Here is a 25,732-nt window from a genome sequence, read left to right as displayed (position 1 = left end):
CCCCGGATGGGGGACGGCCCGGGGATTCCCCCGGTCCCCCTGGGGGTGTCAGCGGGTTTCCGCGCCCGTCCCTCGGCTGTCCGCGAGGTCCCGCAGGGCGCGGGCGTCGCGGATGGCCGACTCCTTGGCGATGCCGGGCTGGATGCCGAGCGCGGGCAGGCTCGTGCCGTCGCTGAGGTCGAGGAAGACCCAGGGATCGCCGGGACGGAGGTTGACCTTGAGGATCTCCGCCCAGGCGAGGCGCCGGGTCCGGGTGATGTTGACGACCGTGACGCCCTCGTCGTCGGCGACGACCTTGGGGCGGCTCAGCAGGACCAGGACCCCGGAGAGCAGCGCCGCGGTGAAGACGAAGCTGGCGCGCTCCCCCGGTCCCAGCCGCTCCAGCATCAGCGCGACGCCGGTGACGACCACGAACATCGCCGCGCTCATGGTCAGCAGGACGGCCCGGGTGCGCCCGGGACGGAAGGTGACCGGGAGGACGGGCGTCGTCGGCTGGGACATCGGGGTTTCCTCAGTGCCTGGTGGAGGGTGCGGGCCCGGCCGTCAGAGGCGGCAGGCGTGGATGGCGGTGGTGAGGATGGCGCGCGCGCCGATCTCGTACAGGTCGTCCATGATCCGCTGCGCCTCCTTGGCCGGGACCATCGCGCGGACGGCGACCCAGCCCTCGTTGTGCAGCGGGGAGACGGTCGGCGACTCCAGGCCCGGGGTGAGGGCGACCGCCTGCTCCAGGTGCTCGGCGCGGCAGTCGTAGTCCATCATCACGTACGAGCGGGCGACGAGGACGCCCTGGAGGCGGCGCAGGAACTGCTGGACCTGCGGGTGGTCGTCGGAGGCGCCGTGGCGGCGGACGACGACGGCCTCGGAGGTGAGGATCGGCTCGCCGATGACCTCCAGGCCGGCGTTGCGCAGGCTGGTCCCGGTCTCCACGACGTCCGCGATGACCTGGGCGACGCCCAGCTGGATCGCGGTCTCGACGGCGCCGTCGAGGTGGACGACGGAGGCGTCGATCCCCTGGTCGGCGAGGTGCTTGGCGACGATGCCCTCGTAGGAGGTGGCGATCGTCATGCCGCCGAAGTCCTCGGGGCCGTTCGCCGTGCCCGGCCGGGTGGCGTACCGGAAGGTGGAGCGGCCGAAGTTCAGCGGGAGGATCTCCTCGGCGCTGGCGCCGGAGTCCAGGAGCAGGTCGCGGCCGGTGATGCCGATGTCCAGCTTGCCGGACGCGACGTAGATCGCGATGTCCTTCGGCCGCAGGTAGAAGAACTCGACCTCGTTGTCGGGGTCGATGACGACGAGTTCCTTGGACTCCTTGCGCTGCCGGTAGCCGGCCTCATGGAGCATTGCCGACGCAGGTCCGGAGAGGGAACCCTTGTTGGGAACGGCGATGCGCAGCATGGGGTGAGCTTCCTTTGCCTGGGAGTTTCGGGACGGTGGGACGGGTGTGCTCAGAGGTGGGCGTAGACGTCGTCGAGCGAGATGCCGCGCGCGACCATCATCACCTGGACGTGGTATAGCAGCTGCGAGATCTCCTCGGCGGCCGCCTCCTTGCCCTCGTACTCGGCGGCCATCCAGACCTCGGCGGCCTCCTCGACGACCTTCTTGCCGATGGCATGGACGCCCTTGTCCACCAGCTCCGCGGTGCGGGAGGTGGCCGGGTCGCCGGTCTCGGCCTTGAGCTTGAGCTCGGCGAAGAGCTCTTCGAAGGTTTTGTTCGCCATGATGGTCCTAAGAGTACGGGGTGCGAGAAGGCGGCCGCGCGGCGCCTCCGCGGAGGAGTGACGGTCGGGCGGCGGGGTGTTCAGCGCCAGGGTTCGCTCACCGTGCGCAGCGTGGTCGCGGTGGCGACGGCGGCGGTGACGGCCTCGTGGCCCTTGTCCTCGGTGGAGCCTTCGAGGCCCGCCCGGTCGAGGGCCTGCTCCTCGGTGTCGACGGTGAGGACACCGAACCCGACGGGTACGCCGGTGTCGATCGAGACCTGGGTGAGGCCGTGGGTGACGCCCTGGCACACGTACTCGAAGTGCGGCGTTCCGCCGCGGATCACGACGCCGAGCGCCACGATGGCATCGTAGCCGCGCTCGGCGAGGACCTTCGCCACCACGGGGAGTTCGAAGCTACCGGGGACGCGCAGCAGCGTCGGCTCGTCGATGCCCAGCTCGCTGAGGGCGCGCAGGGCGCCGTCGACGAGTCCGTCCATGATCTTCTCGTGCCACTGCGCCGCGATGACCGCGACCCGGAGGTCGCCGCAGTTCTTCACGCTGAGGACGGGTGCGCCCTTGCCGCTCATGTTTCTCCTAGCAGGTCGTACGTACGTGATTACTGGTTGCCGCAGGTGGAGGCCGGGGAGCCGTCCAGCCAGGGCAGGTCGTGCCCCATCCGGTCCCGCTTGGTGCGCAGGTAGCCGAGGTTGTGCTCGCCGGCCGTGACCGGCATGGGCTCGCGGCCCTCGACGGTGAGGCCGTGCCGGGTGAGGGCCTCGATCTTGTCGGGGTTGTTGGTCATCAGGCGCAGGCTGCGGACGCCGAGGTCGACGAGGATCTGCGCGCCGGCCGCGTAGTCGCGGGCGTCGGCGGGCAGCCCGAGTTCCAGGTTGGCGTCGAGGGTGTCGCGGCCGCGCTCCTGGAGCTCGTAGGCGCGCAGCTTGGAGAGCAGTCCGATGCCGCGGCCCTCGTGGCCCCGGAGGTAGACGACGACGCCGCGGCCGGCCTCGGTGATCCGGTCCATGGAGGCGTGCAGCTGGGGGCCGCAGTCGCAGCGCTGCGACTGGAAGATGTCGCCGGTCAGGCACTCGGAGTGGACCCGGACGAGGACGTCCTCGCCGTCGCCGATCTCGCCATGGACGAGGGCGACGTGCTCGACGCCGTCGACGGTGGAGCGGTAGCCGTACGCGGTGAAGTCGCCGTGCGCGGTGGGGAGCCGGACCTCGGCCTCGCGGCGGACGGTCGGCTCGGCGGAGCGGCGGTAGGCGATCAGGTCCTCGATGGAGATGATCGTCAGGCCGTGCTTGCGGGCGAAGGGGACCAGCTCGGGCAGGCGCAGCATGACGCCGTCCTCGCCGGCGATCTCGACGATCGCGCCGGCGGGGCGCAGGCCCGCGAGGCGGGCGAGGTCGACCGCGGCCTCGGTGTGGCCGTTGCGGGCGAGGACGCCGCCGGCCTTGGCCCGGAGCGGGAAGATGTGGCCGGGGCGGACGAAGTCGGAGGGTTCGTGGCCGCCGCTCGCCAGCATCCGCAGGGTGGTGGCGCGGTCGGCGGCGGAGATGCCGGTGGTGACGCCGTGCGCCGGGCCGGCGTCGACGGAGACCGTGAAGGCGGTCCGCATCGACTCGGTGTTGTGCGCGACCATCTGCGGGAGCTGGAGGCGCTCCAGCTCGTCCTCCTCCATGGGGGCGCAGATCAGGCCGCGGCACTCGCTCATCATGAAGGCGATGATCTCGGGGGTGGCCTTCTCGGCGGCGATGACGAGGTCGCCCTCGTTCTCGCGGTCCTCGTCGTCGACGACGACGACGGGGCGGCCCGCGGCGATGTCGCGGATGGCCTGCTCGACCGGGTCGAGGGCGAGGCCGCCGGCGTCCCAGGGGTGAAGCGCGCTCATGCGTGTGCTCCTTCCAGAGCGACGGACGTGCGGGTACGGAGCCACCAGTCGCGCATGCCCCAGACGACGAGGGCGAAGTAGATGACGTAGACCAGGCCGGAGAAGGCGAGGCCGCTGTTGAAGGCGAGGGGGACGCCGACGAGGTCGACGAGGAGCCAGGCGAACCAGAACTCGACGAGGCCGCGGGCCTGGGCGACCATCGCGACGAGGGTGCCGACGAAGATGTACGCGTCCGCCCACGGGCTCCAGGAGAGCGAGGGGTAGAGGGTGAAGAGCCCGCCGACGGCGAGGGTGCCGACGGCCGCTCCGGCGGCGAGGAGTCCGCGCTCCTTCCAGGTGGCGAACCGGACGGCGATGGAGCCGTCCTGGGCCTGCTGACGGCCGCGGTTCCACTGCCACCAGCCCCAGGCGGCGACGCCGATGACCAGGAGCTGCTTGCCGACGCCGCCGCTGAGGTGGGCGGAGGCGTAGGCGCCGACCAGGATGACGCCGGAGAGCAGCTGGGCGGGCCAGGTGAGGATGGAGCGGCGCCAGCCGAGCGCCAGGGCTATGAGCCCGATCGTGTTGCCGATCATGTCGGACCACATGATGTGCTGGTCGAGGACGGTGAACGCCTCGGAGTTGAGCCAGTTCACTTCTCGTTCTCCTTGGCGTCGGCGCCGAGCAGCCGCTCGACGTACTTGGCGATGACGTCCACTTCGAGGTTGACCGGGTCGCCGGCCTGCTTGATGCCGAGCGTGGTCAGGTCGAGCGTGGTGGGGATGAGGCTGATGGTGAACCAGTCGTCGGCGACCTCGACGACGGTGAGGCTGACGCCGTCGACCGTGATGGAGCCCTTCTCGACGACGTACCGGGAGAGGTGGGCCGGCAGGCCGACCCTGACGAGCTCCCAGTGCTCGGAGGGGGTCCGGTCGAGGATGGTGCCGGTGCCGTCCACGTGGCCCTGGACGATGTGACCGCCGAGGCGGCCGCCGACGGCCATGGGGCGCTCCAGGTTGACCCGGGAGCCGGTTGCGAGGGCGCCGAGGCTGGACCGCTTGAGGGTCTCGGCCATGACGTCGGCGGTGAACTCGCCGTCGCCGAACTCGACGACCGTGAGACAGACACCGTTGACGGCGATGGAGTCGCCGTGCTGGGCGCCTTCCGTGACCAGGGGGCCGCGCAGCCGGAAGCGGGAGGCGTCCTCCAGCTGCTCGACGGCGACGACCTCTCCCAGTTCTTCGACGATTCCGGTGAACACGGTCAGGCTCCCTTGAAGGTGGCGGTGATGCGGAGGTCGGTTCCGACGCGGACGGTCTCGGTGATGTCGAGCCGCAACGCGTCGGTGATGGTGCTGATTCCCGCGGCGGCCAGGGCCTGGGGGCCGGCGCCGAGCAGGACGGGGGCGAGGTAGCCGACCACCTGGTCGACGGCGCCCGCGGCGACGAAGGCGCCGGCGAGGGTGGGGCCGCCTTCGAGGAGGACGGAGCGGACACCGCGGGCGTGCAGGGCGTCCAGGAGGGCGGGGACGGCGAGGCCGCGCTCGGCCCGGGGCAGGCGTACGACCTCGGTGAGCGGGGTCCCGGCGAGCGGGGCCGCGGCGTCCTCGGCGATCGCGATCAGGGTGGGAGCGGCGTCGTCGAGGATCCGGGCGCCGGGCTTGACGGCGGTCGCCTCGGTGTCGACGACGACCCGCAGCGGCTGGACGGCCTCGTCGATGCCGCGGACGGCGAGGTGGGGGTCGTCGGCGCGGGCGGTGCCGGAGCCGACGACGACGGCGTCGGCCTCGGCGCGCAGCCGGTGGACGTCGGCGCGGGACTCGGCGGAGGTGATCCAGCGGGAGGTGCCGTCGGCGGCGGCGATCCGGCCGTCGAGGGTGGCGGCGTACTTCCAGCGGACGAAGGGGCGGCCGCGGCGCACGGAGGTGAGCCAGGCGATGTTGCCGGCCTCGGCCTCGGCCTCCAGGAGTCCCTGGGCGACCTCGACGCCCGCGGCGCGCAGGGTGTCGGCGCCGCCGGTGGCCTGCGGGTTCGGGTCGCCGACGGCGTACTCGACCCGGCTGATCCCGGCCTCGATCAGGGCCTGGGCGCAGGGACCGGTGCGACCGGTGTGGTTGCAGGGTTCGAGGGTGACGTAGGCGGTGCCGCCGCGGGCGAGGACGCCGGCCTCGCGCAGGGCGTGGACCTCGGCGTGCGGGCCGCCGGCGCGGCGGTGCCAGCCCTCGCCGACCGGGTGGCCGGAGGCGTCGGTGATGACGCAGCCGACGACGGGGTTGGGGCTGGTCGCGCCGAGTCCGCGTGCGGCGAGCTCGACGGCGCGTCGCATGGCGGTGATGTCGGCCTGCTGGGCCACCGGGTCCTCCTGCCTCTTCGGGCACGGACTCCGGGGCCTGTCGATGACGACAGAGAGCGGGTGGGACGCCCGGCGCAGGGTGCGCCGGGGCCGCTTGTACGCGGGTACGCCGATCGGATGCGACACGGCGACCAGCGGACGTACGGCCGGCACACCCCTGGAAGGGGTCACCCGCCGCGCACTGCCTCCCATCCGGACTTTCACCGTCGGTCCAGGAATCTCACCTGGTCAACCGGCCGCTGGCTGCGGACGGGTCGCGGACTATACCGCCGGTTCGGAATTACACCGACCCCGGAGTGCGCTGCTGCTGATACAGGGCCAGTGTGCCACGGACGCCGTGGGGCGATGCGGCCGAGTCCCTGTGGTCTGGCTCACAGCCTGCCAGAGAAACCTTCGATGGTCCAGACCTATTGACGCACTGGTCTAGTCCTCTTAATCTCCGAGTCACCTCAGAGGTAACGGTCCGTCGGCGTGCGCACTCCACGGGCCCAACACGACCCACCCCGTTGTTCGTTGTGCCGTCCCTCCCCTCACGCCCCGAGCGTGGGGACCCCCGCCCCTGGAGGAACCGATCGTGTTGTCCCCCACGACCAAGAGAGCCTCGCTGCTCGCTTCCGGCGCCGCCGTCGCCGGCATGCTGCTCAGCTCCCTGGCCGGCGGCGTCTCGTACGCCGCCGACAACGAGTCCTGTCGCCCCGACGGGCTCTACAAGACCCCGGGCGTCGACGTCCCGTACTGCTCGGTCTACGACACCGAGGGCCGCGAGAAGATGGGCGCCGACCACCAGCGCCGCGTCATCGGCTACTTCACCGGCTGGCGGGACGGCAAGAACGGCCAGCCCGCCTACCTGGCCAAGGACATCCCGTGGGACAAGATCACCCACATCAACTACGCCTTCGGCCACATCGGCGGGGACAACAAGATCTCCGTGGGCACGGACGGCCCGAACAACGCCGCCACCGGGATGACCTGGCCCGGTGTCGCGGGCGCCGAGATGGACCCGTCGTTCGCCTACAAGGGCCACTTCAACCTGCTCAACAAGTTCAAGAAGCAGCACCCCAACGTCAAGACGCTGATCTCCGTCGGCGGCTGGGCCGAGACGGGCGGCTACTTCGCGGACAACGGTGACCGGGTCGGCTCCGGCGGCTTCTACTCGATGGCCACCAACGCCGACGGTTCGGTCAACCAGGCCGGGATCGACACCTTCGCCGCCTCGTCCGTCGACTTCATCCGCAAGTACGGCTTCAACGGCGTCGACATCGACTACGAGTACCCGACGACCATGAAGGACGCCGGCAACCCGCTCGACTGGCAGCTCGCCAACGCGCGCCGCGCCGGTCTGGTGCAGGGCTACGCGGCCCTCATGAAGTCCCTGCGCGAGAAGCTGGACGTGGCCGGCGCCGCCGACGGCAAGCACTACCTGCTGACCGTCGCCGCCCCCTCCTCCGGCTACCTGCTGCGCGGCATGGAGACCTTCCAGGTGCAGAAGTACCTGGACTACGTCAACATCATGTCGTACGACCTGCACGGCGCCTGGAACGAGTACGTCGGTCCCAACGCCTCGCTCTTCGACGACGGCAAGGACGGCGAGCTCGCCGCCGCCAACGTGTACGGCTCGGCGCAGTACGGCAGCCTCGGCTACCTCAACACCGACTGGGCGTACCACTACTTCCGCGGCTCGATGCCGGCCGGCCGCATCAACATCGGCCTGCCGTACTACACCCGCGGCCACAAGAACGTGCAGGGCGGCACCGACGGCCTGTGGGGCAAGGCCACCGCGGCCACCTGCCCGGCCGGCGCCGGCCTGACCAAGTGCGGTGACGGCGCCACCGGCATCGACAACCTGTGGCACGACAAGGACACCAACGGTGTCGAGTCGCCCGCCGGCTCCAACCCGATGTGGCACGCCAAGAACCTCGAGAAGGGGATCGTCGGCGACTACGTCACCCAGTACGGCTTCCCGGCGAACACCACCCTGACCGGCACCTACGCCCGCAAGTACGACTCGACCCTGGTCGCGCCGTGGCTGTGGAACGCGCAGAAGAAGGTCTTCCTCTCCACCGAGGACGAGCAGTCCGTGGCCGCCAAGGCCGACTACGTCGTCAACCGGGGCATCGGCGGCACCATGGTGTGGGAGATGGCCGGCGACTACGGCTGGAACGCCACCAAGGGCCAGTACGAGATGGGCTCCACGCTCACCTCGCTGATGTACGACAAGTTCAAGGCGGCCGCCCCGTACGGCGCCAAGAAGTCCAACGCGACCCTGCCGACCCAGGCCGTGAAGATCGACACCCAGTTCACCGAGTTCAAGCTGGGCGACTCGAACTACCCGATCACGCCGAAGATCAAGATCACCAACAACACCGCGGCGACGCTGCCCGGCGGCACGGAGTTCCAGTTCGACTACGGCACCTCGGCGCCGGCGAACGCCTCCGACCAGTCCGGCTTCGGCACCAAGGTCATCAGCAGCGACCACACGGGCAGCAACGTCGGCGGCCTGAAGGGCGACTTCCACCGCGTCTCGCTGAAGCTCCCGGCCTGGCAGTCGCTGGCCCCCGGCGCGACGATCGACCTGGCGTTCAACTACTACCTGCCGGTGTCCACCCCGTCCAACTGGACGGTGAACATCAACGGCACGACGTACGCCCTCGCCGGCGACCTGGCGCGCGGCACGACGGTCGTGGAGCCCGGCTCCACCACGCCGCCGACCACCCCGCCCACGACGCCGCCCACCACCCCGCCGACGACTCCCCCGACCACGCCTCCGACGACCCCGCCGACGACGCCGCCCACCACGGGCTGCACCACCGTGGCGTACGTGGCCGGCACGGTCTACAACGCGGGCAACGAGGTCTCCCACAAGGGCCACAAGTGGAAGGCCAAGTGGTGGACCCAGAACGAGGAGCCGGGCACGACCGGCGACTGGGGCGTCTGGCAGGACCTCGGCGCCTGCTGATCCCCACCCCCTGAGACCCCGGCGGCGGACGCTCACGGCCCTTGCCCGCCGCCGGGCCCCCTCCGCGCCGCGCCCCCCTGTCCGGGGCGCGGCGCGGCGGCGTTTCCCGGGCGTCCACCGGCAGCGGCCCGACGCGGCTCAGGGAAAGAGCTTCTCCTGGGCCGCGTCGCGGGCACCGAGGAGGGCGCCGCGGAGGACGGCGGAGTCGCCGAGGGTGGTGGGGCGGACCTCGGTGCGGAGGGGGGAGAGGGCGGCGAGGGCGCTCTCGACGCGGGCGGCGAGCTCGGGGCCGCCCGCGTGGCCGGTCTCGCCGGCGAGGACGACGCAGCCGGGGTCGAGGACGGAGACGACGGCGGCCGCGCCGACGGCGAGGCGGCGGGCCAGGGCGTCGAGGAAGGGGCCGTGGCCCGAGGCGAGCGCGTCGGCCGGGTCGAGGCCGTGAGCGGTGGCGAGCGAGGCGACGGCGGCGGCGCAGGCCAGCTCGTGGAAGCCGCCGTCGCAGCCGGTGGCCGAGGGGAGGCCCGTGGTGCCCGGCACGGGCAGGAAGCCGATCTCGCCCGCGCCGCCGGAGGCCCCCCGACGCAGCCGGCCGTCGAGGACGACGGCGGCGCCGACGCCCTGGCCGAGCCAGAGCAGGACGAAGTCCTCGCGGTCACGGGCCGCGCCGGCGCGGAGCTCGGCGACGGCGGCGAGGTTGGTCTCGTTCTCGACGAGGACGTGGGCGGGGAGCCGTTCCTGGAGGACGGTGACGAGCCGGCGGTGCCAGGCGGGCAGCCCCGAGGAGTCGCGGAGCTCGCCGGTGGCGGGGTCGATGAGGCCGGGGGCGCCGACGGCGACGCTGTGCAGCCGGTCGGCGCCGGCCTCGCGGACGGTCCGCTCCAGGAGGGCGACCGCCTCCTCGACGGCCCGGCCGGTCCCGCCGTCGTCCTCGCCGACGGGCGCGGTGGCCTCGGCGAGCGTGGTGCCGAGGAGGTCGGCGACCGTGACGGAGACCGAGCGGGTGCGCACGTCGAGGGCGGCGAGGTGGGCGCGGTCGGCGACGATGCCGTACAGCTTGGCGTTGGGGCCGCGGCGTTCGGCGCCGGCCTCGCCGACGACGTGCACGAGGCCGGAGTCCTGGAGCCGTTCGACGAGATCGGCGACGGTCGGCCGGGAGAGCCCGGTGAGGGTCTTGAGCTGAGTGGCCGTCAACGGACCCTCGTCCTGGAGCAGTCGCAGGGCGGACCGGTCGTTGATGGCCCGTGCGGTGCTCGGGGATGCGGCCATGCGGCGATCCTCTCAGACTCGTTCCGGGGTGTGTTCCGGAGTGGACCTCCCCCCGCGGACTATTTATCAGGCAGGGTTCCTGATAGTTTACCGCCCACATCGACGACAACCGGGGAGGGACCCATGGCGGCGCAGACCGTCACCAGCACCGAACGCCTGCGGCGGGCGCGCTACGCCATCGCCGCCGTCTTCTGCGTCCACGGCGCGGTCACCGGCAGCTTCGCGACCCGGATCCCCTGGATCCAGGAGCACGCGGGCGTCAGCGCCGGACAGCTCGGGCTCGCGCTCGCCTTCCCGGCGCTCGGCGCCTCGCTCGCGATGCCGCTCGCCGGGGCCGTCTCCCACCGCTTCGGCGCCCGCACGGCGCTGCGCGGCCTGCTCTCGCTCTGGACGCTCGCCCTGATCCTGCCCTCGCTCGCCCCGAACATCTGGGGCCTGTGCGGCGCGCTCCTGGTGTACGGGGCCACCGCCGGCATGTCCGACGTGGCGATGAACGCGCTCGGCGTCGAGACGGAGACCCTGCTCGGGAAGTCCATCATGTCGAGCCTGCACGGCATGTGGAGCGTGGGCGCCCTGCTCGGCTCCGCGGCGGGCACGGTCGCCGCCCACGTCGGCGGCGACGCGCGGCTCCACCACCTGATCGCCGCCCTCGTCCTCACCGCCCTCGGCCTGGTCTTCTGCCAGGGCGTCCTGGACGTCCGCAGCACCCCGGACGAGGAGCCGCCGCCGCGCTTCTCCCTGCCGCCGAAGTCCGCGCTGATCATCGGCGCCATCGGCTTCTGCGGCGTCTTCGCCGAGGGCGCCAGCCTGGACTGGTCGGCCGTCTACCTGCGGGACGAGCTGGGCAGCTCGGCCGGGCTCGCGGCCGCCTCGACCACCGCGTTCGCCCTGACGATGGCGGTGGCCCGACTGGTGGGCGACCGGGTCGTGGACCGCTTCGGCGCGGTCCGCACCGTGCGGGTCGGCGGCGCCGTCGCCACCCTCGGCGGGCTCCTGGTGGTCCTCGCCCAGCACGCCGCCCTCGCCATGGCCGGATTCGGCCTCATCGGCCTCGGGATCGCGGTCGTCGTGCCGCTCGCCTTCGCCGCGGCCGGACGGAGCGGCCCGAACCCCAGCCAGGCCATCGCCGGCGTCGCCACCATCACCTACACCTCGGGGCTGATCGCCCCCTCGGCCATCGGCGGCATCGCCGACGTCACCTCCCTGATGTTCTCCTTCTGTCTGGTCACGCTGCTCGCCTTCGGGCTCGTGGTCGGCGCGGGCGTGCTCAGGACCGCAGGCCGCGAGGCGGCCTCGGCGACCCCCGAGCCCGCGAAGAGCCCCGGCCCGGTCGGCTAGCGGCACCGCGGCCCGGGAGCGGTGGGCGTACGACCGCCGCCGGGCCGCGGTCGAACGTCCCGACCTGCGGTGGCGCATACCATGTGGCTGATCTTCTGCGGCCACGACGCGGCCGCCCGAACCGCTGAACGGGAGCGACCTCATGAACCTCGGCGTGCGCTGGACCCTGCACGGCGACGGGAGAACACCCGCTCCGGGGGCGGTCGTCCGCCCGGACGAGCGGCTCTCCTGGCCCCGCACGGTCGGACTCGGCGCCCAGCACGTCGTGGCGATGTTCGGTGCCTCGTTCGTCGCGCCGGTCCTGATGGGGCTCGACCCGAACCTGGCGATCATGATGTCCGGTGTCGCCACCGCGATCTTCCTGCTCGCGACCCGCGGCACCGTCCCGTCCTACCTGGGCTGCTCGCTCTCCTTCGTCGGCGTGGCCGCCGCGATCCGGGCGTCCGGCGGCACCAGCGCCACCGTCACCGGCGCGGTGTTCGTCGTCGGCGGGGTGCTCTTCCTGGCCGGCCTGGCCGTCCGGAGGTTCGGCGCGCGGATCATCCACGCGGCCATGCCGCCGATCGTGACGGGCGCCGTCGTCATGCTGATCGGCTTCAACCTGGCGCCGGTCACGGCCTCGACCTACTGGCCGCAGGACCAGTGGACGGCCCTGCTGGTGATGCTGTTCACCGGGCTCGCCGTGGTGTGCCTGCGCGGGTTCTGGTCCCGGATCGCGATCTTCCTGGGCCTGATCTTCGGCTACGCGATCTCCTGGGTCTTCGACCTGGTCTTCGGGAAGATCCACTCGATGTCGCCGGGCGGTCAGGTCACCGACCACTGGCGGCTGGACCTCTCCGGCGTGTCGCAGGCCGACTGGATCGGGCTGCCCACCTTCCACGGCCCGAGCTTCGAGTGGTCGGCGATCCTCGTCGCGCTGCCCGTCGTGATCGCCCTGGTCGCGGAGAACGCCGGACACGTCAAGGCGGTCGGCGAGATGACCGGCGACCCGCTCGACGACAAGCTCGGCACGGCGATCGCCGCCGACGGTGCCGCCTCGATGCTGTCCACGGCGGTCGGCGGCCCGCCGAACACCACGTACTCGGAGAACATCGGCGTCATGGCCGCCACCCGGGTGTACTCGACCGCCGCCTACTGGGCCGCGGCCGGCTTCGCGCTCCTCTTCGGCCTCTGCCCCAAGTTCGGCGCCGTCGTCGCGGCCATCCCCGGTGGCGTCCTCGGCGGCATCACCGTGATCCTCTACGGCATGATCGGCCTGCTCGGCGCCCAGATCTGGATCAACGCCGAGGTCGACCTGCGCAACCCGCTGAACCTGGTCCCGGCCGCCGCCGGCATCATCATCGGCGTCGGCGGCGTGAAGCTGACCTTCACCGACAGCTTCGAGCTCGGCGGCATCGCGCTCGGCACGATCGTCGTCATCACCGGCTACCACGTGCTGCGGGCCTTCGCCCCGCCGCACCTGAAGGTCCAGGAGCCGCTCCTGGACTCCGGCACCAGCTCGTACGAGACGGACCCCGACGGCACGTCGAAGAGCTGAGTGATTCGCCCGTTCTGGGTAAGCCGGGCCGGAGTGGCCGCCACGACGGCCCGGCGACTGGGAGCCTGCCCCCATGGCGCAGACCCAGCAGATCGGGCAGGAGATCGACCCCCTCGGGCCGTTCGTGGCGGTCGACCCCGTGGTGGACCGGATGCGGTCGCTCCGCTCGGCCTGGCACCCGGCCGACGGGGTGGCCGTCTTCAACCGGGTCTACCTGACCGTCACCGAGGAGATCGGGCACGCCCTCGCGGCCGGCGCGTTCGCCGACCGGCGGGCCGCCGCGACGCTGGACGTGCGGTTCGCCGAGCGGTACCTGGCGGCGGTCGACGCGGCCGCCACCGGCCTCCCCGCCCCCGCCTGCTGGCGGCCCCTCTTCCACTACCGGCGCCACCCCGGCGTACGGCCGCTGCAGTTCGCGCTGGCCGGGATCAACGCGCACATCGGGCACGACCTCGCCCTCGCCGTGGTCGACGCCTGCCGGATCCTGGAGTGCGCGCCCACGGACCTGGAGGACGAGTTCGACCGGGTCGGCGACATCCTCCTGCTCCTGGAGGAGCGGATCAGGGAGGAACTGATGCCGGGCCCGGACCTCCTGGAGGTCGCGGACCCGCTGACGCATCTGCTCGGCTGCTGGAGCCTGGACCGGGCCCGTGACGGGGCCTGGCTCGCCGCACGCTCGCTGTGGCAGCTGCGCGGGCTGCCCGAGCTGGCGGCGGAGTTCACGGAGCGGCTCGACCGCTCGGTGGGCCTGGTGGGGCGGATGCTGCTGACCCCGCTCGCCAGGCCCTGAGCCGCTCCGTACGCCCGGTCAGTCCTCCGGCAGCTCGACCGGGGCGATCTCGTCGTACACGTCGCCCGGGCCCGGGTTCGTGGCGTCGGTGGCGCCGCCGAAGTGGTGCATCACGCCCCAGACCGCGTTGAGCGCCGTCTGCACCGCGCCCTCGGCCCAGCCGGCCGTCCAGGAGATGTCGTCGCCCGCGAGGAAGATGCCCCGCTTGTCCTGGGGCAGCCGGTCCTGCATGAAGTGCGTGAACAGACGCCGCTGGTAGCGGTAGTGGCCGGGGAGGTTGGCCTTGAACGCGCCCATGAACCAGGGCTCGTTCTCCCAGGAGACCGTCACCGGGTTGCCGATGATGTGCTTCCGGATGTCGACCTTCGGGTAGATCTCGCCGAGCGACTTCAGCATGACCTCCATCCGCTCGTTCGCCGAGAGCGGCAGCCACTTCAGGCTGTCGTCGCACCAGGTGTACGAGAGGCAGATGGTGGCCGGCTTGTCCGGGCCGTCGTCCAGGAGGTAGGTGCCGCGGGTCATCCGGTCGGTCAGCGTCATCGACATGACGTCCCGGCCGGTCTCCTCGTCCTTGTCCAGCCAGAACGGCCGGTCGACGGGCACGAAGAGCTTCGACGACTCCATGTAGTGGGTCCGCTCCATCGCGGTCCAGTGGTCGATCGGGAAGAGCGAGTCGTCGCAGGCGATCTTGGACAGCAGCAGCCAGGACTGGGCGGTGAAGATCGCCGCCTGGAAGGTGCGGATGTCGCCGGAGGCGTCGGTGACGGTGATCCGGTTGCCGGCGGTGCGGTTCAGCCGGGTGACCGCAGGCTTCGGGGTGCCCTCGTGCAGGGAGCTGAGCGAGGTGCCCGGCGCCCAGTACACGATCTTCTCCGGCTCGCGCTCCCACAGGCGCAGCGGCAGCTGCTGGGAGCCGCCCACGATGCCGCGGTGGTGGTCGTCGGCCTCGGTGTAGACGACGCGGAGGATCTCCAGGATGGAGTTGGGGAAGTCGGTGTCCCAGCCTCCGGTGCCGAAGCCGACCTGGCCGAAGATCTCGCGGTGCCGGAAGGACTTGAAGGACTCCGACTCGCAGAGGAAGCCGTAGAAGGTCTGGTTGTCGAGCTTCTCGACGAGCTTCGACCAGATCTCACGGATGCGCGGCACGTCGCGCTCGCGCATGGCCTGGTTCATGTCGGAGAAGTCGGCGCCCTCTTCGAGGCAGGCGTTCCACGCGTTCATCACGTCGCGGTAGACCTGCGGGAGGTCGTCGACGGTGGTGGCGTAGTGCGACTCGCCCTTGAGGTCGACGACGGTCGACGGGGTCGACTCGGCCAGCGGGTTCGGGAAGGGCGAGGTCTCCAGGCCGACCAGGTCGATGTAGTGCTGGAGCGCGGTCGAGGAGGGCGGGAAGCGCATGGCGCCCATCTCCGCGGTGAGGCCCTCGGTGGCGGTGCCCTCGAAGCCGACGGTGCGCAGCCGGCCGCCGATCTGGTCGGCCTCGTAGACGACGGGCTTGAGGCCCATCTTCATGAGCTCGTACGCGGCGATGACGCCGGACAGACCGCCGCCGATGACGGCGACCTCGGTGCCGTGCTCGGTCGCGGGTATCTGGCCGAGGCCGGCCGGGTGGGCCAGGAAGTCGTCGTAGGCGTACGGGAAGTCCGGACCGAACATGGTGATCGGCGGCTGGCCGTCGCTGTGCGGGACGGCGGTCGTGGGCACCGTGGACGTCATGGGGTACGGACTCCTTGCACGGAAAAAGGTGAGGCGGGGAGGAAGGGCGGGGCGGGCGGGCGGCTCAGCCGAGGGAGCCGTAGAGCCCGGGGCGGCGATCGGCGAGGTAGGGGTTGCTCGCACGGGAGGCCGCGAGGAAGTCGGGGTCGACGTCGCCGACGACGAGGTCCTCGCCGCGGCTCGCCCTGGCCCGGGCGGTGCCGTCGGGGGCGGCGAGGGTGGAGAGGCCGATGAACTCGAAGGCGCCCTCGGGGCCGGTCCGGTTGGCGTACGCCACGTACATCTGGTTCTCGAAGGCGCGGACGGGGACGACCGCCTCGGCGACGACCTCGGCGGGGTGCATGAGCGCGGTCGGCACGAGGAGGAGGTCCGTGCCGGCCAGCGCGTGCGCCCGGACGTTCTCGGGGAACTCGACGTCGTAGCAGATCATGAGGCCGACGGTCAGGCCGCCGAGCTCGACCTGGACGACGGCGTCGTCGCCGGGGGTGAACCACTCGCGCTCGAAGCCGCCGTAGAGGTGGGTCTTCCGGTAGTTCGCGAGCGGGGTGCCGTCGGCGCCGACGAGCCGGGCGGCGTTGTAGAGGACCCCGTGCCGCTCGGTGTCCCGCTCGGGGTAGCCGTATCCGATGGCCAGGCCGTGCCGGACGGCGAGGGCCGCGACGGCTCGGGAGGAGGGGCCGTCGGACGGCTCGGCCAGCCGCGCCAGGTCGGCGCCGATGGCGTATCCGGTGAGGAAGAGCTCGGGGGCGAGCAGCACGGTCGCACCGGCGGCGGCCGCCCGGCCGGCGGCCTCGTCGAGGATCTTGAGGTTGGCGGCCACGTCACCGAGCTCACCGGAGCTCTGGAGCAGGGCGGTGCGCAGCGCGGGCATGGGCGATCCTCGGGGGTCGGAGTACAAGGGGAAGACGTCAAAAACGGTACGGTTTCGGGCTCCGTCCGGACAAGGCGGGAGCGTTGCGGACCGACCGTCGAACCGTTGCGCGATCGGCGGCCGTGGCGGCGATTCGTTGCGCGGGGCTCCCCCGGGGGTCGTACCCCTCCCCCGCCGCGCGGCGGAGGCGGGGACCGTACCTCGGCCCGACGACCCGGCGGGACCCGCGCGGAAGAGTGGTGGTCGTCCGGGAGACACCCCGGACGACCTGCCGAAAGGACCCGGAGACCATGAACCGTCGCACCAGGACCCTCGCCGTCGCCGCCGCCGTTCTGCTCACCCTGGGGGCGGGGGGCGTCGCGGCCGCCTCGGCGGACGACGCGCCCACGCCGGCCGCGGCCCCGGCGGCCGTGTCGCCGGCGGCGGCGCCGGAGGCGGCCGCGCTGACCGGCACCGCGAAGCTGTACCGGCCGGCCGGGGACGACATCACCTTCACCTTCGACGCGCACCTGGCGGCGAAGGACCGGATGGACCCGCTGAAGGCCACCGGAACGTTCCGCTTCAGCCACTACGAGGGCGACCGGGGTGGCTACGCCAGGGTCCGGGTCGACTGCCTCACCACCGGCGGCAAGGTCGCCGTCGTGTCGGGCACGGTCGTCGAGACCGACGTGAAGGAGTTCCGGAAGGCGCGCGTCGGCGTCACGGTCCACGACGACCCCGCCGGCGACCGGCTCGGCTACACGTGGATGACGGCCGACCCGCGGAAGGACAAGGTGCCGCCGTGCCTCAGCGGCGCGCCGTTCGAGAGGGTCGAGGCCGGCACGGGCGACTTCCGGGTCGTGCCCTGGCAGTTCGTCTACCCGACCGAGTAGACCCGCCCCACGGGGGTGGGCGGGGAGGGCGGGGCGGTGCGGGAACCACGGCCGGCACCGTCCCGCATCCCCGCGGGCCCTCCCGGGGCGCCGGCGGCGGCTCCCTGGGGGGTGTCGTGTCGATCAGGCCGGACCCCGCGAGCCCGGCCTGACAGACCCTAGGCCGGGGAGCCGGAGGAGAAGCGCCGCAGCAGCGGCGAGAGCACCAGGACGGACTTGGTGCGCTCCACGAAGGGCTCGCCCGCGATGCGTTCCAGGACGCGTTCGAAGTGGCGCATGTCCGAGGCGAAGACCTGGACGACGGCGTCCGCGTCACCGGTGACGGTCGACGCGGACACCACCTCGGGGTACCGCTCCAGACCTCGCCGGATGTCGTCCGGCGAGGTGTTGTGGCGGCAGTAGATCTCGACGAACCCCTCGGTCTCCCAGCCGAGCGCCGCCGGGTCCACCCGGACGGTGAAGCCGGTGATGGCGCCCTCGGCCCGGAGCCGGTCCACGCGCCGCTTCACGGCGGGCGCGGAGAGACCGACGAGCGAGCCGATGTCGGCGTAGCTGCGGCGGGCGTCCTCCGCGAGGGCGTGGACGATGCGTTCGTCGAGGTCGTTGAGTCGCACTACGGGTGGATCACTTCTCTGCTGATGCTGCTGACGCTGCGGTGGCCAGTCGGGAGCGGCGCATGCCGTACAGGAAGTAGAACACGAGCCCGGCGGCCATCCAGCAACCGAAGACCACCCAGGTGACGGCGTCGAGGCTGAACATGTTGTAGGCGCAGAAGGCGAAGCCGACGACCGGGAGGACCGGGCCGAACATGACCTTGAAGGTGCGGGGCATGTCCGGGCGGGTGTAGCGGAGCACGACGACCGCGATGTTGACCAGGGCGAAGGCGAAGAGGGTGCCGATGCTGGTGGCGTCGACGAGCTTGCCCAGCGGGATGACCGAGGCGAGGACGCCGCAGAAGAGCGAGACGATCACCGTGTTGACGCGCGGGGTGCCGGTCTTGGCGCTGACCTTGCCGAACGCCTTGGGCACCAGGCCGTCGCGGGACATCGCGAAGAGGACGCGGGTCTGGCCGTAGAGCACGGTGAGGACGACGCTGGCGATGGAGATGACGGCGCCGGCGGCGAGCAGGGTGCCCCAGAAGGACTGGCCGGTGACGTCCTTCATGATCGCCGCCAGGGTGGCCTCGGAGCCGTCGAAGTCCTTCCAGTGCCAGGCGCCGACCGCGACGGCGGCGACGAGGACGTAGAGGACGGTGACGATGACCAGCGAGAGCATGATCGCCCGCGGCAGGTCGCGCTTGGGGTTCTTGGCCTCCTCGCCGGCGGTGGAGGCGGCGTCGAAGCCGATGTACGAGAAGAAGAGGGTGGCGCTGGCGGCTCCGATGCCGGTGACGCCGAGCGGCATGAAGTCGGCGTAGTTGCCGGACTTGAAGCCCATGAAGCCGATGGCGCAGAAGAGCGCGAGCGCGGCGATCTTGACCGCGACCATGATCGTGTTGACGACGGCCGACTCGCGGGCGCCGCCGAGCAGGAAGACCATCGCGAGGAGCACGACGATCAGGCCGGGCAGGTTGATGATGCCGCCCTCGCCGGGCGCCGACGACAGCGCGTCGGGGAGGGTGACGCCGATCGTGCCGTCGAGCAGCTCGTTGAGGTACTCGCCCCAGCCGACGGCCACGGCGGCGACGGAGACGCCGTACTCCAGGACCAGACACCAGCCGCAGACCCAGGCGACGAGTTCGCCCATCGTTGCATACGCGTACGAGTACGAGGAGCCCGCGACCGGTATGGAGCCGGCCAGCTCGGCGTACGAGAGAGCGGAGAAGAGCGCGGTGAGGCCCGCGATGACGAAGGCGACGGTGACCGCGGGGCCGGCCTTCGGGACGGCGTCGCCGAGGACGACGAAGATGCCGGTGCCGAGCGTCGCACCGATGCTGATCATGGTCAGCTGCCACATGGAGAGCGAGCGGCGGAGATTGCCGCCCTCACCCTGTCCACCCTCCGCGACCAGCATCTCCACCGGCTTGCGCCGGATGAGCGCGCCGAGGGCGGAGGTCTTGGGGGTGGTCGTGTCGACGACCGGTGGGGCTGCGCCGTGATCCAGCACTGCGGAGGCTCCTTATCGCTGCCTGTGGGTACGGAGGCGACCGCGGCGGTGTGCGGGCATGGCTGAGCATGCCCACGGGGGACGGAACCGCCGAGCAGGCGGTCGCCGCCACTCCTGGTACGGGGCACGAGCCTAAGGGTCCGAGGTTCGCACTCGTAATGCAGGGTTGTTGCGCAGTGACGGATGATCATTGCGCGCTCGGGGCACAGGCGGGGAAACATTGCGCGCCCCCGCATGAATCGACACATCGGGGTGATAACCGGTCCGTGCACGACTATGGACTCCTGGCGCCCGATGACCGACCCTGCGGGCTCCCGACCACCCGCCCCGACGACCCACGATCGGAGGTCCCGGTGGGCTGGCTCGACCCGGCACCCTTCCTGCGCGGCACGGCCTGGCTCGACGGTCCGCGGCCGGTGCGCGCCGACCCGGACGACCTCGACCGGCTGCCGTGGGACGTCGCCGCGCGGGCCGCCCTGCCCATCGGGGTACGGATCGAGTTCACGGCCGCGCCCGGCACGCGCGCGGTGGAGCTGCGCTACACGGCGTCCGTACCGGGCCCGGACGACCCGCTGGGCGCCCTGCGCCACTGCTTCGCCCTCTGGCGGGGCACCCGGCTCGTCGACGAGGTCTGGGCCGCCCCGTCCGCCGAGGCCACCGTCACACTCCCGCTGCCCGCGGAGGGCGGTGTCTTCGCCGTCCACCTCCCGGAGAACCAGGCCCCGGTCCCGGTCGCCCTGCGGGCCGTCGGCGGCGCCCTCTCCCCCGCGCCGGCCCGGCCCCGCTGGCTCGTCCACGGCGACTCCATCACCGAGGGCTGGTGGTCGACCCGCCCGGCGCACTCCTGGCCCGCCACGGCGGGCCGGCGCCTCGGCCTCGACCCGGTGAACCTGGGGTACGCGGGCGGGGCGCGCGGCGAACTGCCGCTCGCCGAGCACCTGGCCCGGCTGCCGGGAGAACTGATCACCCTGGCCTTCGGCACCAACTGCTGGTCCCGGGCGCCGGCGACGGCCGACTGGCTGTACGCGACCGTCCGGGCCTTCGTCGGACTGGTCCGCCGGGGGCATCCGGACACCCCGCTGCTGATCGTCTCGCCCGTCCTGCGCCCGGAGGCCGAGCACACCCGCAACGCCCTGGGCGCCACCCTGACGGAGCTGCGCCGGGCCATGGAGCGCGCGGGCCGCGACCTGGCGGCCGAGGGCGACGGGAGGCTGCGCGTCCTCTCCGGGAGGCCGCTCCTGGGCCCGGAGCACCTGGCGGACGGGCTGCACCCCGACGACGCGGGCCACGCCCGGATCGCGGCGGCCGTGGCGGAGGCGCTGGGACCGTGGGCGCGCGCGGTCAGTCCGCCGCCGGCACCAGCGTCCTGACGAGGAAGGTGGCGGCGTCGGCGTGGTGCCGGGTCCGCCCGCGGGGGTCGGTCGAGGTGTAGCGGTCGGTGTACTCCGTCACCGGTGTGTAGCCCAGGCGGGCGTACAGCGCCGCGGCCCGGGTGTTGTCGTGGGCCACGCCGAGGCCGAGGGCGGCCCGGCCGCGCGCCCGGGCCAGCTCCTCGGCGGCGCGGACCAGGGCCGTGCCGATGCCCCGCCCCCGCAGCTCCGCCACCACGTCCAGGCCGTTGAACTCGGGGCAGTCGCCCAGCACGGCCCGTACCTCGGGCGCCGCGCAGCCGTCCCAGCGGACCTGCCCGTTGCCGACCGGGATGCCGTCCCGCCAGGCGATCAGATAGGTGCCCCGCCCGGCCTCCTGGCGCGCGAAGCGGTCGGCGTGGCGGGTGGGGGCGCCGGGCGTCGGCAGGTGGCGGCCGAGCGGGTCGACGTCCTCGGCACGGCAGGGCCGGATCTCCACATGGTCCATGCGCCGACGGTACGGGAACGCCGTGGGCCCCCGGGAGGGATGTCCCGGGGGCCCACGGCGTACGGCGCGGAGTGACTAGCTCCAGCTGGCGTGCAGCGGCTTGCCCTCGGCGTAGCCGGCGGCGGACTGGACGCCGACGACGGCCTTCTCCTCGAACTCCGCGAGGGAGCCGGCACCGGCGTAGGTGCAGGAGGAGCGGACGCCCGCGATGATCGAGTCGATCAGGTCCTCGACGCCCGGGCGGGCCGGGTCGAGGAACATGCGCGAGGTGGAGATGCCCTCCTCGAAGAGCGCCTTGCGGGCGCGGTCGTAGGCGGACTCGTCGCTGGTGCGGTTCTTCACGGCGCGGCCGGAGGCCATGCCGAAGGACTCCTTGTAGAACCGCCCCTTGGCGTCCTGCTGGAGGTCGCCCGGGGACTCGTACGTCCCGGCGAACCAGGAGCCGATCATCACGTTGGACGCGCCGGCGGCGAGCGCCATGGCGACGTCGCGCGGGTGCCGGACACCGCCGTCGGCCCAGACGTGCTTGCCGTACTTCCTGGCCTCGGCGGCGCACTCGAGGACGGCCGAGAACTGCGGGCGGCCGACGCCGGTCATCATGCGGGTGGTGCACATGGCACCGGGGCCCACGCCGACCTTGATGATGTCCGCGCCCGCCTCGACGAGGTCCTTGACGCCCTCGGCGGCGACGATGTTGCCGGCGACGATCGGGACCTGCGGGTCGAGCGCCCGCACGGTGCGGATCGCGCTGATCATCGACTCCTGGTGGCCGTGCGCGGTGTCGATGACGAGCGTGTCGACGCCCGCGTCGAGGAGCTGCTTGGCCTTGCCCGCCACGTCGCCGTTGATGCCGACGGCGGCCGCGATCCGCAGCTTGCCCCGGGCGTCCACGGCGGGGCTGTAGAGGGTCGCGCGCAGGGCGCCCTTGCGGGTGAGGATGCCGACGAGCTTGCCGTCGGCGTCCACGGCCGGGGCGTAGCGGCGGTTGGCGGCGTCGAGCGTGTTGAACGCCTCGCGCGGGTCGATGTCGGCGTCCAGGAGCAGCAGGTCCTTGGACATGACCTCGGAGAGCTGGGTGAAGCGGTCCACGCCCGAGAGGTCGGCGTCGGTGACGACGCCCACCGGGCGGCGGTTCTCGTCGACGACGACGCCGGCGTCGTGGGCCCGCTTGGGCAGCAGCGACAGCGCGTCGGCGACGGTCTGGTGGGGCTCCAGGACGATCGGGGTGTCCAGCACGTGGTGGCGGCTCTTGACCCAGGTGATGACGTCGGTGACGACCTCGATGGGAATGTCCTGGGGGATGACGACGAGACCGCCGCGGCGGGCCACCGTCTCGGCCATCCGGCGGCCGGCGATCGCGGTCATGTTCGCCACGACCAGCGGGATCGTGGTCCCGGTCCCGTCCGGCGAGGAGAGGTCCACCGCCTGGCGGGAACCGACGGCCGAGCGGCTCGGCACCATGAAGACATCGTCGTACGTCAGGTCGTAGGGCGGCTTGACGTCATTGAGGAAACGCACGTGCTGACATCCCAGTCGTTCGGATCGGCCCCTAGGCATTTCAGCCAGGGGAAAAAGCACGTAGTTCATTGTCCCACGTCAGGGGCGTGGGGTGCTGCGGGCGGATCGTCCGAGCCTTGCGGGGGCGCGTCTGTCGGTTCCTCCAAACCGCCGAGGGAGAGGAGGACGGCGAGGCCGTGGACGCTCGCGCGGGCCGCCGCGGAGAACACCTCCTCGGCGGTCGCCCACTCGTCCGGGCTGGCCTCCTCGTAAGCCTGCCAGCCGGTGACCACGATCGCCATGGGTCGGCGCATATCGGCGAGGGAGTCGGCGAGGGCGTCCCAGTTGCGGCCGAACCCGACGGGCAGCGGGAGCGCGCGCACGCAGCGGTTCATGAAGCCGGTCTTGTCGGTGACCCCGTGCAGGTCGAGCACGACGGGGCGGGAGAGGTCGGGGGCCTCGTGGCCCGTGGGGCGGGTCGCGTTCACGGTGCGACCACCTCCCGGAAGCTCTGGTAGTGGTCGTCGGTGTAGTACGTCTCCCCGCTCCGCCCGGTCACGATGCGCCGGGCCCCGCGGTCGCGCGCGCCGGGGGTGCGGACGGTGTACTCGTGGTAGTGCCCGCGCGGCCGTTGCGGCAGGATCCGCTCGAAGTTGCCGAAGACGGCCCCGTCCCTGGCGTACGGGAAGGGCCCGCCGGCCTCGATCAGGGCCAGCGTCCGCCGCGCCTCGGGAGGGAGGTCGGCGGCGCGCACCACCGGGAGCGTGGAGGCCCGGGACGGTGTGGCCGTCCCGGGTGCCGACGGGGACGACACCGTCGTCCCGCCGCGCGGGGTGGGGGCGTCCTCGCCGGGCGAGCAGCCGGTGAGGAGGAGGGAGGCGCCGGCGAGCAGCGCGAGCGCGGCCCGCGCGCACCTGAGGATCATGAGCCGATGCTGCCACCGGGGCGTACGGCCCGCCGGACGGGCGCGCCGGGCCCGCCGGGACCACCGGTGCCCACGGCGCGCCGGGCGGGGGCGTGGCGGGCCCACCGGCCCCGGTCAGGGGACGGCCGGCGGCGGATGCGGCGGCGCACCGGGCGGTCGGGCCCGGTGCGCGGAGCGGAGCGGCGGGGCGCCGTCAGCGCCCGTCGGGGTCCGTGCGGTCGAGGGCCGGGTGGGTGCCGGGGCTGGACTCGGTGAGGAGGTAGTCGGCCGCGGCGCGGTCCGTCACCAGGCTGGTGACGAGTCCGGAGCGGAGCACCGCCCCGATCGCCGCCGCCTTGCGCTGACCGCCCGCGATCGCGACGACCTCGGGGATGCGGCGCAGCCGGTCGGCCTCGACGGTGATGCAGCGCTCGCCCAGGTCGCGGCCGACCCGGCGTCCCTCGGCGTCGAAGAGGTGCGCCGACATCTCGGCGGCGACGCCCAGCGAGGCGTAGTGGGCCCGCTCGGCGTCGGAGAGCATGTCGTGGACGGTGGAGATGCCCGGCTCCCAGGAGCCGATGGAGACGCAGGCGACGGTGACCTTGTCGAAGTACTCGAAGGCCCGCGCGATGCCGGTCTGGCTGCGCAGCGCGGCCGCGGTGGCCGGGTCGGGCAGCAGCATGGGCGCGTAGATCGGGTGGGCCTCGCCGCCGGAGACCTGGGCGGCGCGCCGCACGGCCTCGACCGAGCCGCGCTCGGCGGTCCCGGCGTCGTACACACCGGTGAGCTGGACGACGGTGCACGGGGGCAGCCGGTCGAGGGCCGCCGCCATGTGGATGGTGGAACGGCCCCAGGCCAGGCCCAGGACGTCGCCTTCGGTGACCAGCTCGCCGAGGAGGTCGGCCGCGACCTCGCCGAGGTTCTCCGGGTCCGGCGACTCGTCGTCGCCCTCCGCCGGGGACTCGACGACGACGGCGTGACGGAGCCCGTAGCGGGCGCGGAGCGCGTCGGAGCGCTCGGCGTCCAGCTCGGCCGGCACGCGGATCTCGATCCGTACGAGGTCGCGCTCCAGGGCGGTCTCCAGGACCCGGGCCACCTTGAAGCGGCTGACGCCGAACTCCTCGGCGATCTGGATCTTGGACTTGCCCTCGAGGTAGAAGCGGCGGGCCATGGCCGCCGCCTGCACCAGCTCCGCGGGGCCCATCCGCAGGGCTGACCGTCCCGCCGACATTCCCGCCACCGCGATCTCCTCACTGCTGTTCACGTACCGCTGTTCACGTACGGCTGTCGTTCACACTCTGGCTCGCCGTTCATCCTGTCAGATCCGGCGGGCCTTGATCAGTCCTGTCGGCGGCCCGACGGGCCGCGTTCATCCGCCGGAGGCTCAGTGGCCACACGCCCACGCGGCGGTGGCCGTCGCGGCCTCCGCGCGGGCCCGCAGCGAGGCGACGGCCGCGGCCGGGTCCGCCGCGCCGTACACCGCGGAACCCGCGACGAAGACGTCGGCGCCGGCCTCGGCGCACTGCTCGATGGTGGACTCGGCGACCCCGCCGTCGACCTGGAGCCAGAGCTCCAGACCGTGCTTGGAGATCAGCTCCCGGGTCCGGCGGATCTTGGGCAGCATGATGTCGAGGAACGCCTGGCCGCCGAAGCCGGGCTCGACGGTCATGATCAGCAGCATGTCGAGCTCGGGGAGCAGGTCCTCGTAGGGCTCGATCGGCGTGGCGGGGCGCAGCGCCATGGACGCGCGGGCGCCCTTGGCACGGATCTCCCGCGCCAGCCGGACCGGCGCGGCTGCCGCCTCGACGTGGAAGGTCACCGAACCGGCGCCCGCCTCCACGTACTGCGGGGCCCACCGGTCCGGGTTCTCGATCATCAGGTGGCAGTCGAGCGGGGTGTCCGTCGCACGGGCCAGCGACTCGACGATCGGCACGCCCAGCGTCAGGTTGGGCACGAAGTGGTTGTCCATCACGTCGACGTGCAGCCAGTCGGCACCGTGGACGGCCTTCGCCTCGTCCGCGAGCCGGGCGAAGTCGGCGGACAGGATGCTGGGGTTGATCTGCGCCATGTGCCAAGCCTCCCACGTTCTTGGGTACTTCTTTG

At 72.5% G+C, this 25,732-nt stretch carries 25 protein-coding genes and 1 riboswitch; of the genes, 6 read left to right on the top strand and 19 right to left on the bottom strand.

Annotation, left to right across the window (positions count from 1 at the left end; genetic code table 11):
• Positions 1 to 48: 48 nt before the first annotated feature.
• The 8 genes from ACZ60W_RS19205 to ribD form a co-directional block, all read right to left on the bottom strand.
• Positions 49 to 501, bottom strand: a complete 453-nt coding sequence (locus tag ACZ60W_RS19205; RefSeq protein ID WP_469756498.1) for a PH domain-containing protein — start codon at positions 499 to 501, stop codon at positions 49 to 51.
• A gap of 42 nt (positions 502 to 543) precedes the next feature.
• A complete protein-coding gene (gene hisG / locus ACZ60W_RS19200; protein WP_017242191.1) occupies positions 544 to 1,392 on the bottom strand; it encodes an ATP phosphoribosyltransferase in 849 nt (282 codons plus the stop codon).
• A 50-nt stretch (positions 1,393 to 1,442) separates the two neighbouring features.
• The gene (locus ACZ60W_RS19195; RefSeq protein ID WP_030551960.1) at positions 1,443 to 1,715 is read right to left on the bottom strand and encodes a phosphoribosyl-ATP diphosphatase; all 273 of its coding nucleotides are present in this window, start codon (positions 1,713 to 1,715) and stop codon (positions 1,443 to 1,445) included.
• An 80-nt stretch (positions 1,716 to 1,795) separates the two neighbouring features.
• Positions 1,796 to 2,281, bottom strand: coding sequence for a 6,7-dimethyl-8-ribityllumazine synthase (gene ribH / locus ACZ60W_RS19190; protein WP_366303491.1), 486 nt, complete (start codon positions 2,279 to 2,281; stop codon positions 1,796 to 1,798).
• Positions 2,282 to 2,310: 29 nt separating this feature from the next.
• Complete coding sequence (locus ACZ60W_RS19185) at positions 2,311 to 3,588, bottom strand: bifunctional 3,4-dihydroxy-2-butanone-4-phosphate synthase/GTP cyclohydrolase II (RefSeq protein ID WP_469756497.1); 1,278 nt, start codon at positions 3,586 to 3,588, stop codon at positions 2,311 to 2,313.
• Complete coding sequence (locus ACZ60W_RS19180; protein ID WP_469756516.1) at positions 3,585 to 4,175, bottom strand: nicotinamide mononucleotide transporter family protein; 591 nt, start codon at positions 4,173 to 4,175, stop codon at positions 3,585 to 3,587. Before ACZ60W_RS19180 ends, ACZ60W_RS19185 begins: the two co-directional genes overlap by 4 nt.
• 44 nt (positions 4,176 to 4,219) lie before the next feature.
• Positions 4,220 to 4,828 (bottom strand): riboflavin synthase, encoded by a 609-nt coding sequence (locus ACZ60W_RS19175; RefSeq protein ID WP_469756496.1) that lies wholly within the window; start codon positions 4,826 to 4,828, stop codon positions 4,220 to 4,222.
• 2 nt (positions 4,829 to 4,830) lie between these two features.
• Positions 4,831 to 5,919 carry a bifunctional diaminohydroxyphosphoribosylaminopyrimidine deaminase/5-amino-6-(5-phosphoribosylamino)uracil reductase RibD gene (gene ribD, locus ACZ60W_RS19170; RefSeq protein ID WP_469756495.1) on the bottom strand — a complete coding sequence of 363 codons (1,089 nt, stop codon included), beginning with the start codon at positions 5,917 to 5,919 and terminating at the stop codon, positions 4,831 to 4,833.
• A 174-nt stretch (positions 5,920 to 6,093) separates the two neighbouring features.
• Positions 6,094 to 6,223: riboswitch (FMN riboswitch) on the bottom strand.
• A 270-nt stretch (positions 6,224 to 6,493) separates the two neighbouring features.
• On the opposite strand from ribD, the gene ACZ60W_RS19165 reads away from it, so the two are divergent.
• Positions 6,494 to 8,875 (top strand): chitinase C-terminal domain-containing protein, encoded by a 2,382-nt coding sequence (locus tag ACZ60W_RS19165; protein ID WP_469756494.1) that lies wholly within the window; start codon positions 6,494 to 6,496, stop codon positions 8,873 to 8,875.
• A 138-nt stretch (positions 8,876 to 9,013) separates the two neighbouring features.
• Here ACZ60W_RS19165 and ACZ60W_RS19160 read toward each other — a convergent pair whose 3' ends face one another.
• Positions 9,014 to 10,141: an ROK family transcriptional regulator gene (locus tag ACZ60W_RS19160; protein WP_469756493.1), complete on the bottom strand. Its 1,128-nt coding sequence runs from the start codon at positions 10,139 to 10,141 to the stop codon at positions 9,014 to 9,016.
• Between the two features lie 123 nt (positions 10,142 to 10,264).
• Here ACZ60W_RS19160 and ACZ60W_RS19155 point away from each other — a divergent pair, with 123 nt between their 5' ends.
• From ACZ60W_RS19155 to ACZ60W_RS19145, 3 genes are all read left to right on the top strand, one after another.
• Positions 10,265 to 11,479: an MFS transporter gene (locus ACZ60W_RS19155; RefSeq protein WP_469756492.1), complete on the top strand. Its 1,215-nt coding sequence runs from the start codon at positions 10,265 to 10,267 to the stop codon at positions 11,477 to 11,479.
• A 142-nt stretch (positions 11,480 to 11,621) separates the two neighbouring features.
• Positions 11,622 to 13,016: a uracil-xanthine permease family protein gene (locus ACZ60W_RS19150; protein WP_469756491.1), complete on the top strand. Its 1,395-nt coding sequence runs from the start codon at positions 11,622 to 11,624 to the stop codon at positions 13,014 to 13,016.
• Positions 13,017 to 13,089: 73 nt separating this feature from the next.
• On the top strand, positions 13,090 to 13,806 hold the full coding sequence (locus ACZ60W_RS19145; RefSeq protein WP_469756490.1) for a DUF5995 family protein: 717 nt from the start codon (positions 13,090 to 13,092) through the stop codon (positions 13,804 to 13,806).
• A gap of 18 nt (positions 13,807 to 13,824) precedes the next feature.
• Here the strand turns inward: ACZ60W_RS19145 and ACZ60W_RS19140 are convergent, their stop codons facing one another.
• The gene (locus ACZ60W_RS19140; protein WP_469756489.1) at positions 13,825 to 15,522 is read right to left on the bottom strand and encodes a flavin monoamine oxidase family protein; all 1,698 of its coding nucleotides are present in this window, start codon (positions 15,520 to 15,522) and stop codon (positions 13,825 to 13,827) included.
• A gap of 64 nt (positions 15,523 to 15,586) precedes the next feature.
• Positions 15,587 to 16,393: a carbon-nitrogen hydrolase family protein gene (locus ACZ60W_RS19135; RefSeq protein WP_469756488.1), complete on the bottom strand. Its 807-nt coding sequence runs from the start codon at positions 16,391 to 16,393 to the stop codon at positions 15,587 to 15,589.
• A gap of 290 nt (positions 16,394 to 16,683) precedes the next feature.
• Here ACZ60W_RS19135 and ACZ60W_RS19130 point away from each other — a divergent pair, with 290 nt between their 5' ends.
• Positions 16,684 to 17,265 (top strand): Repetin, encoded by a 582-nt coding sequence (locus tag ACZ60W_RS19130; RefSeq protein ID WP_469756487.1) that lies wholly within the window; start codon positions 16,684 to 16,686, stop codon positions 17,263 to 17,265.
• Positions 17,266 to 17,423: 158 nt separating this feature from the next.
• On the opposite strand, the gene ACZ60W_RS19125 is transcribed toward ACZ60W_RS19130, so the two are convergent.
• A complete protein-coding gene (locus ACZ60W_RS19125) occupies positions 17,424 to 17,879 on the bottom strand; it encodes an Lrp/AsnC family transcriptional regulator (protein WP_015032260.1) in 456 nt (151 codons plus the stop codon).
• A gap of 10 nt (positions 17,880 to 17,889) precedes the next feature.
• A complete protein-coding gene (locus ACZ60W_RS19120) occupies positions 17,890 to 19,371 on the bottom strand; it encodes an amino acid permease (RefSeq protein ID WP_469756486.1) in 1,482 nt (493 codons plus the stop codon).
• A 353-nt stretch (positions 19,372 to 19,724) separates the two neighbouring features.
• Between ACZ60W_RS19120 and ACZ60W_RS19115 the strand changes: the two genes are divergently transcribed.
• Positions 19,725 to 20,741 (top strand): GDSL-type esterase/lipase family protein, encoded by a 1,017-nt coding sequence (locus ACZ60W_RS19115; protein WP_469756485.1) that lies wholly within the window; start codon positions 19,725 to 19,727, stop codon positions 20,739 to 20,741.
• On the opposite strand, the gene ACZ60W_RS19110 is transcribed toward ACZ60W_RS19115, so the two are convergent.
• The 6 genes from ACZ60W_RS19110 to rpe form a co-directional block, all read right to left on the bottom strand.
• The gene (locus ACZ60W_RS19110; RefSeq protein WP_469756484.1) at positions 20,713 to 21,228 is read right to left on the bottom strand and encodes a GNAT family N-acetyltransferase; all 516 of its coding nucleotides are present in this window, start codon (positions 21,226 to 21,228) and stop codon (positions 20,713 to 20,715) included. The genes ACZ60W_RS19115 and ACZ60W_RS19110 overlap by 29 nt on opposite strands.
• A gap of 75 nt (positions 21,229 to 21,303) precedes the next feature.
• Complete coding sequence (locus tag ACZ60W_RS19105; RefSeq protein ID WP_469756483.1) at positions 21,304 to 22,746, bottom strand: GuaB1 family IMP dehydrogenase-related protein; 1,443 nt, start codon at positions 22,744 to 22,746, stop codon at positions 21,304 to 21,306.
• A gap of 65 nt (positions 22,747 to 22,811) precedes the next feature.
• Complete coding sequence (locus tag ACZ60W_RS19100; RefSeq protein ID WP_469756482.1) at positions 22,812 to 23,213, bottom strand: barstar family protein; 402 nt, start codon at positions 23,211 to 23,213, stop codon at positions 22,812 to 22,814.
• On the bottom strand, positions 23,210 to 23,650 hold the full coding sequence (locus tag ACZ60W_RS19095) for a guanyl-specific ribonuclease (RefSeq protein WP_469756481.1): 441 nt from the start codon (positions 23,648 to 23,650) through the stop codon (positions 23,210 to 23,212). The genes ACZ60W_RS19100 and ACZ60W_RS19095 overlap by 4 nt, the downstream gene beginning before the upstream one ends.
• A gap of 193 nt (positions 23,651 to 23,843) precedes the next feature.
• On the bottom strand, positions 23,844 to 24,893 hold the full coding sequence (locus ACZ60W_RS19090) for a sugar-binding transcriptional regulator (protein WP_469756480.1): 1,050 nt from the start codon (positions 24,891 to 24,893) through the stop codon (positions 23,844 to 23,846).
• A gap of 120 nt (positions 24,894 to 25,013) precedes the next feature.
• Positions 25,014 to 25,697, bottom strand: coding sequence for a ribulose-phosphate 3-epimerase (gene rpe, locus ACZ60W_RS19085; protein ID WP_469756479.1), 684 nt, complete (start codon positions 25,695 to 25,697; stop codon positions 25,014 to 25,016).
• Positions 25,698 to 25,732: the final 35 nt, after the last annotated feature.

The organism is Streptomyces sp. NPDC104202, from assembly GCF_055584185.1.
This window is presented reverse-complemented; position numbering and strand designations above follow the sequence as displayed.

Coding starts and splice junctions, on each gene's coding strand:
- ACZ60W_RS19205 (WP_469756498.1), bottom strand. CDS start 501: ATGTCCCAGCCGACGACGCCCGTCCTCCCGGTCACCTTCCGTCCCGGG.
- hisG (WP_017242191.1), bottom strand. CDS start 1,392: ATGCTGCGCATCGCCGTTCCCAACAAGGGTTCCCTCTCCGGACCTGCG.
- ACZ60W_RS19195 (WP_030551960.1), bottom strand. CDS start 1,715: ATGGCGAACAAAACCTTCGAAGAGCTCTTCGCCGAGCTCAAGCTCAAG.
- ribH (WP_366303491.1), bottom strand. CDS start 2,281: ATGAGCGGCAAGGGCGCACCCGTCCTCAGCGTGAAGAACTGCGGCGAC.
- ACZ60W_RS19185 (WP_469756497.1), bottom strand. CDS start 3,588: ATGAGCGCGCTTCACCCCTGGGACGCCGGCGGCCTCGCCCTCGACCCG.
- ACZ60W_RS19180 (WP_469756516.1), bottom strand. CDS start 4,175: ATGTGGTCCGACATGATCGGCAACACGATCGGGCTCATAGCCCTGGCG.
- ACZ60W_RS19160 (WP_469756493.1), bottom strand. CDS start 10,141: ATGGCCGCATCCCCGAGCACCGCACGGGCCATCAACGACCGGTCCGCC.
- ACZ60W_RS19155 (WP_469756492.1), top strand. CDS start 10,265: ATGGCGGCGCAGACCGTCACCAGCACCGAACGCCTGCGGCGGGCGCGC.
- ACZ60W_RS19150 (WP_469756491.1), top strand. CDS start 11,622: ATGAACCTCGGCGTGCGCTGGACCCTGCACGGCGACGGGAGAACACCC.
- ACZ60W_RS19145 (WP_469756490.1), top strand. CDS start 13,090: ATGGCGCAGACCCAGCAGATCGGGCAGGAGATCGACCCCCTCGGGCCG.
- ACZ60W_RS19140 (WP_469756489.1), bottom strand. CDS start 15,522: ATGACGTCCACGGTGCCCACGACCGCCGTCCCGCACAGCGACGGCCAG.
- ACZ60W_RS19135 (WP_469756488.1), bottom strand. CDS start 16,393: ATGCCCGCGCTGCGCACCGCCCTGCTCCAGAGCTCCGGTGAGCTCGGT.
- ACZ60W_RS19130 (WP_469756487.1), top strand. CDS start 16,684: ATGAACCGTCGCACCAGGACCCTCGCCGTCGCCGCCGCCGTTCTGCTC.
- ACZ60W_RS19110 (WP_469756484.1), bottom strand. CDS start 21,228: ATGGACCATGTGGAGATCCGGCCCTGCCGTGCCGAGGACGTCGACCCG.
- ACZ60W_RS19095 (WP_469756481.1), bottom strand. CDS start 23,650: ATGATCCTCAGGTGCGCGCGGGCCGCGCTCGCGCTGCTCGCCGGCGCC.
- rpe (WP_469756479.1), bottom strand. CDS start 25,697: ATGGCGCAGATCAACCCCAGCATCCTGTCCGCCGACTTCGCCCGGCTC.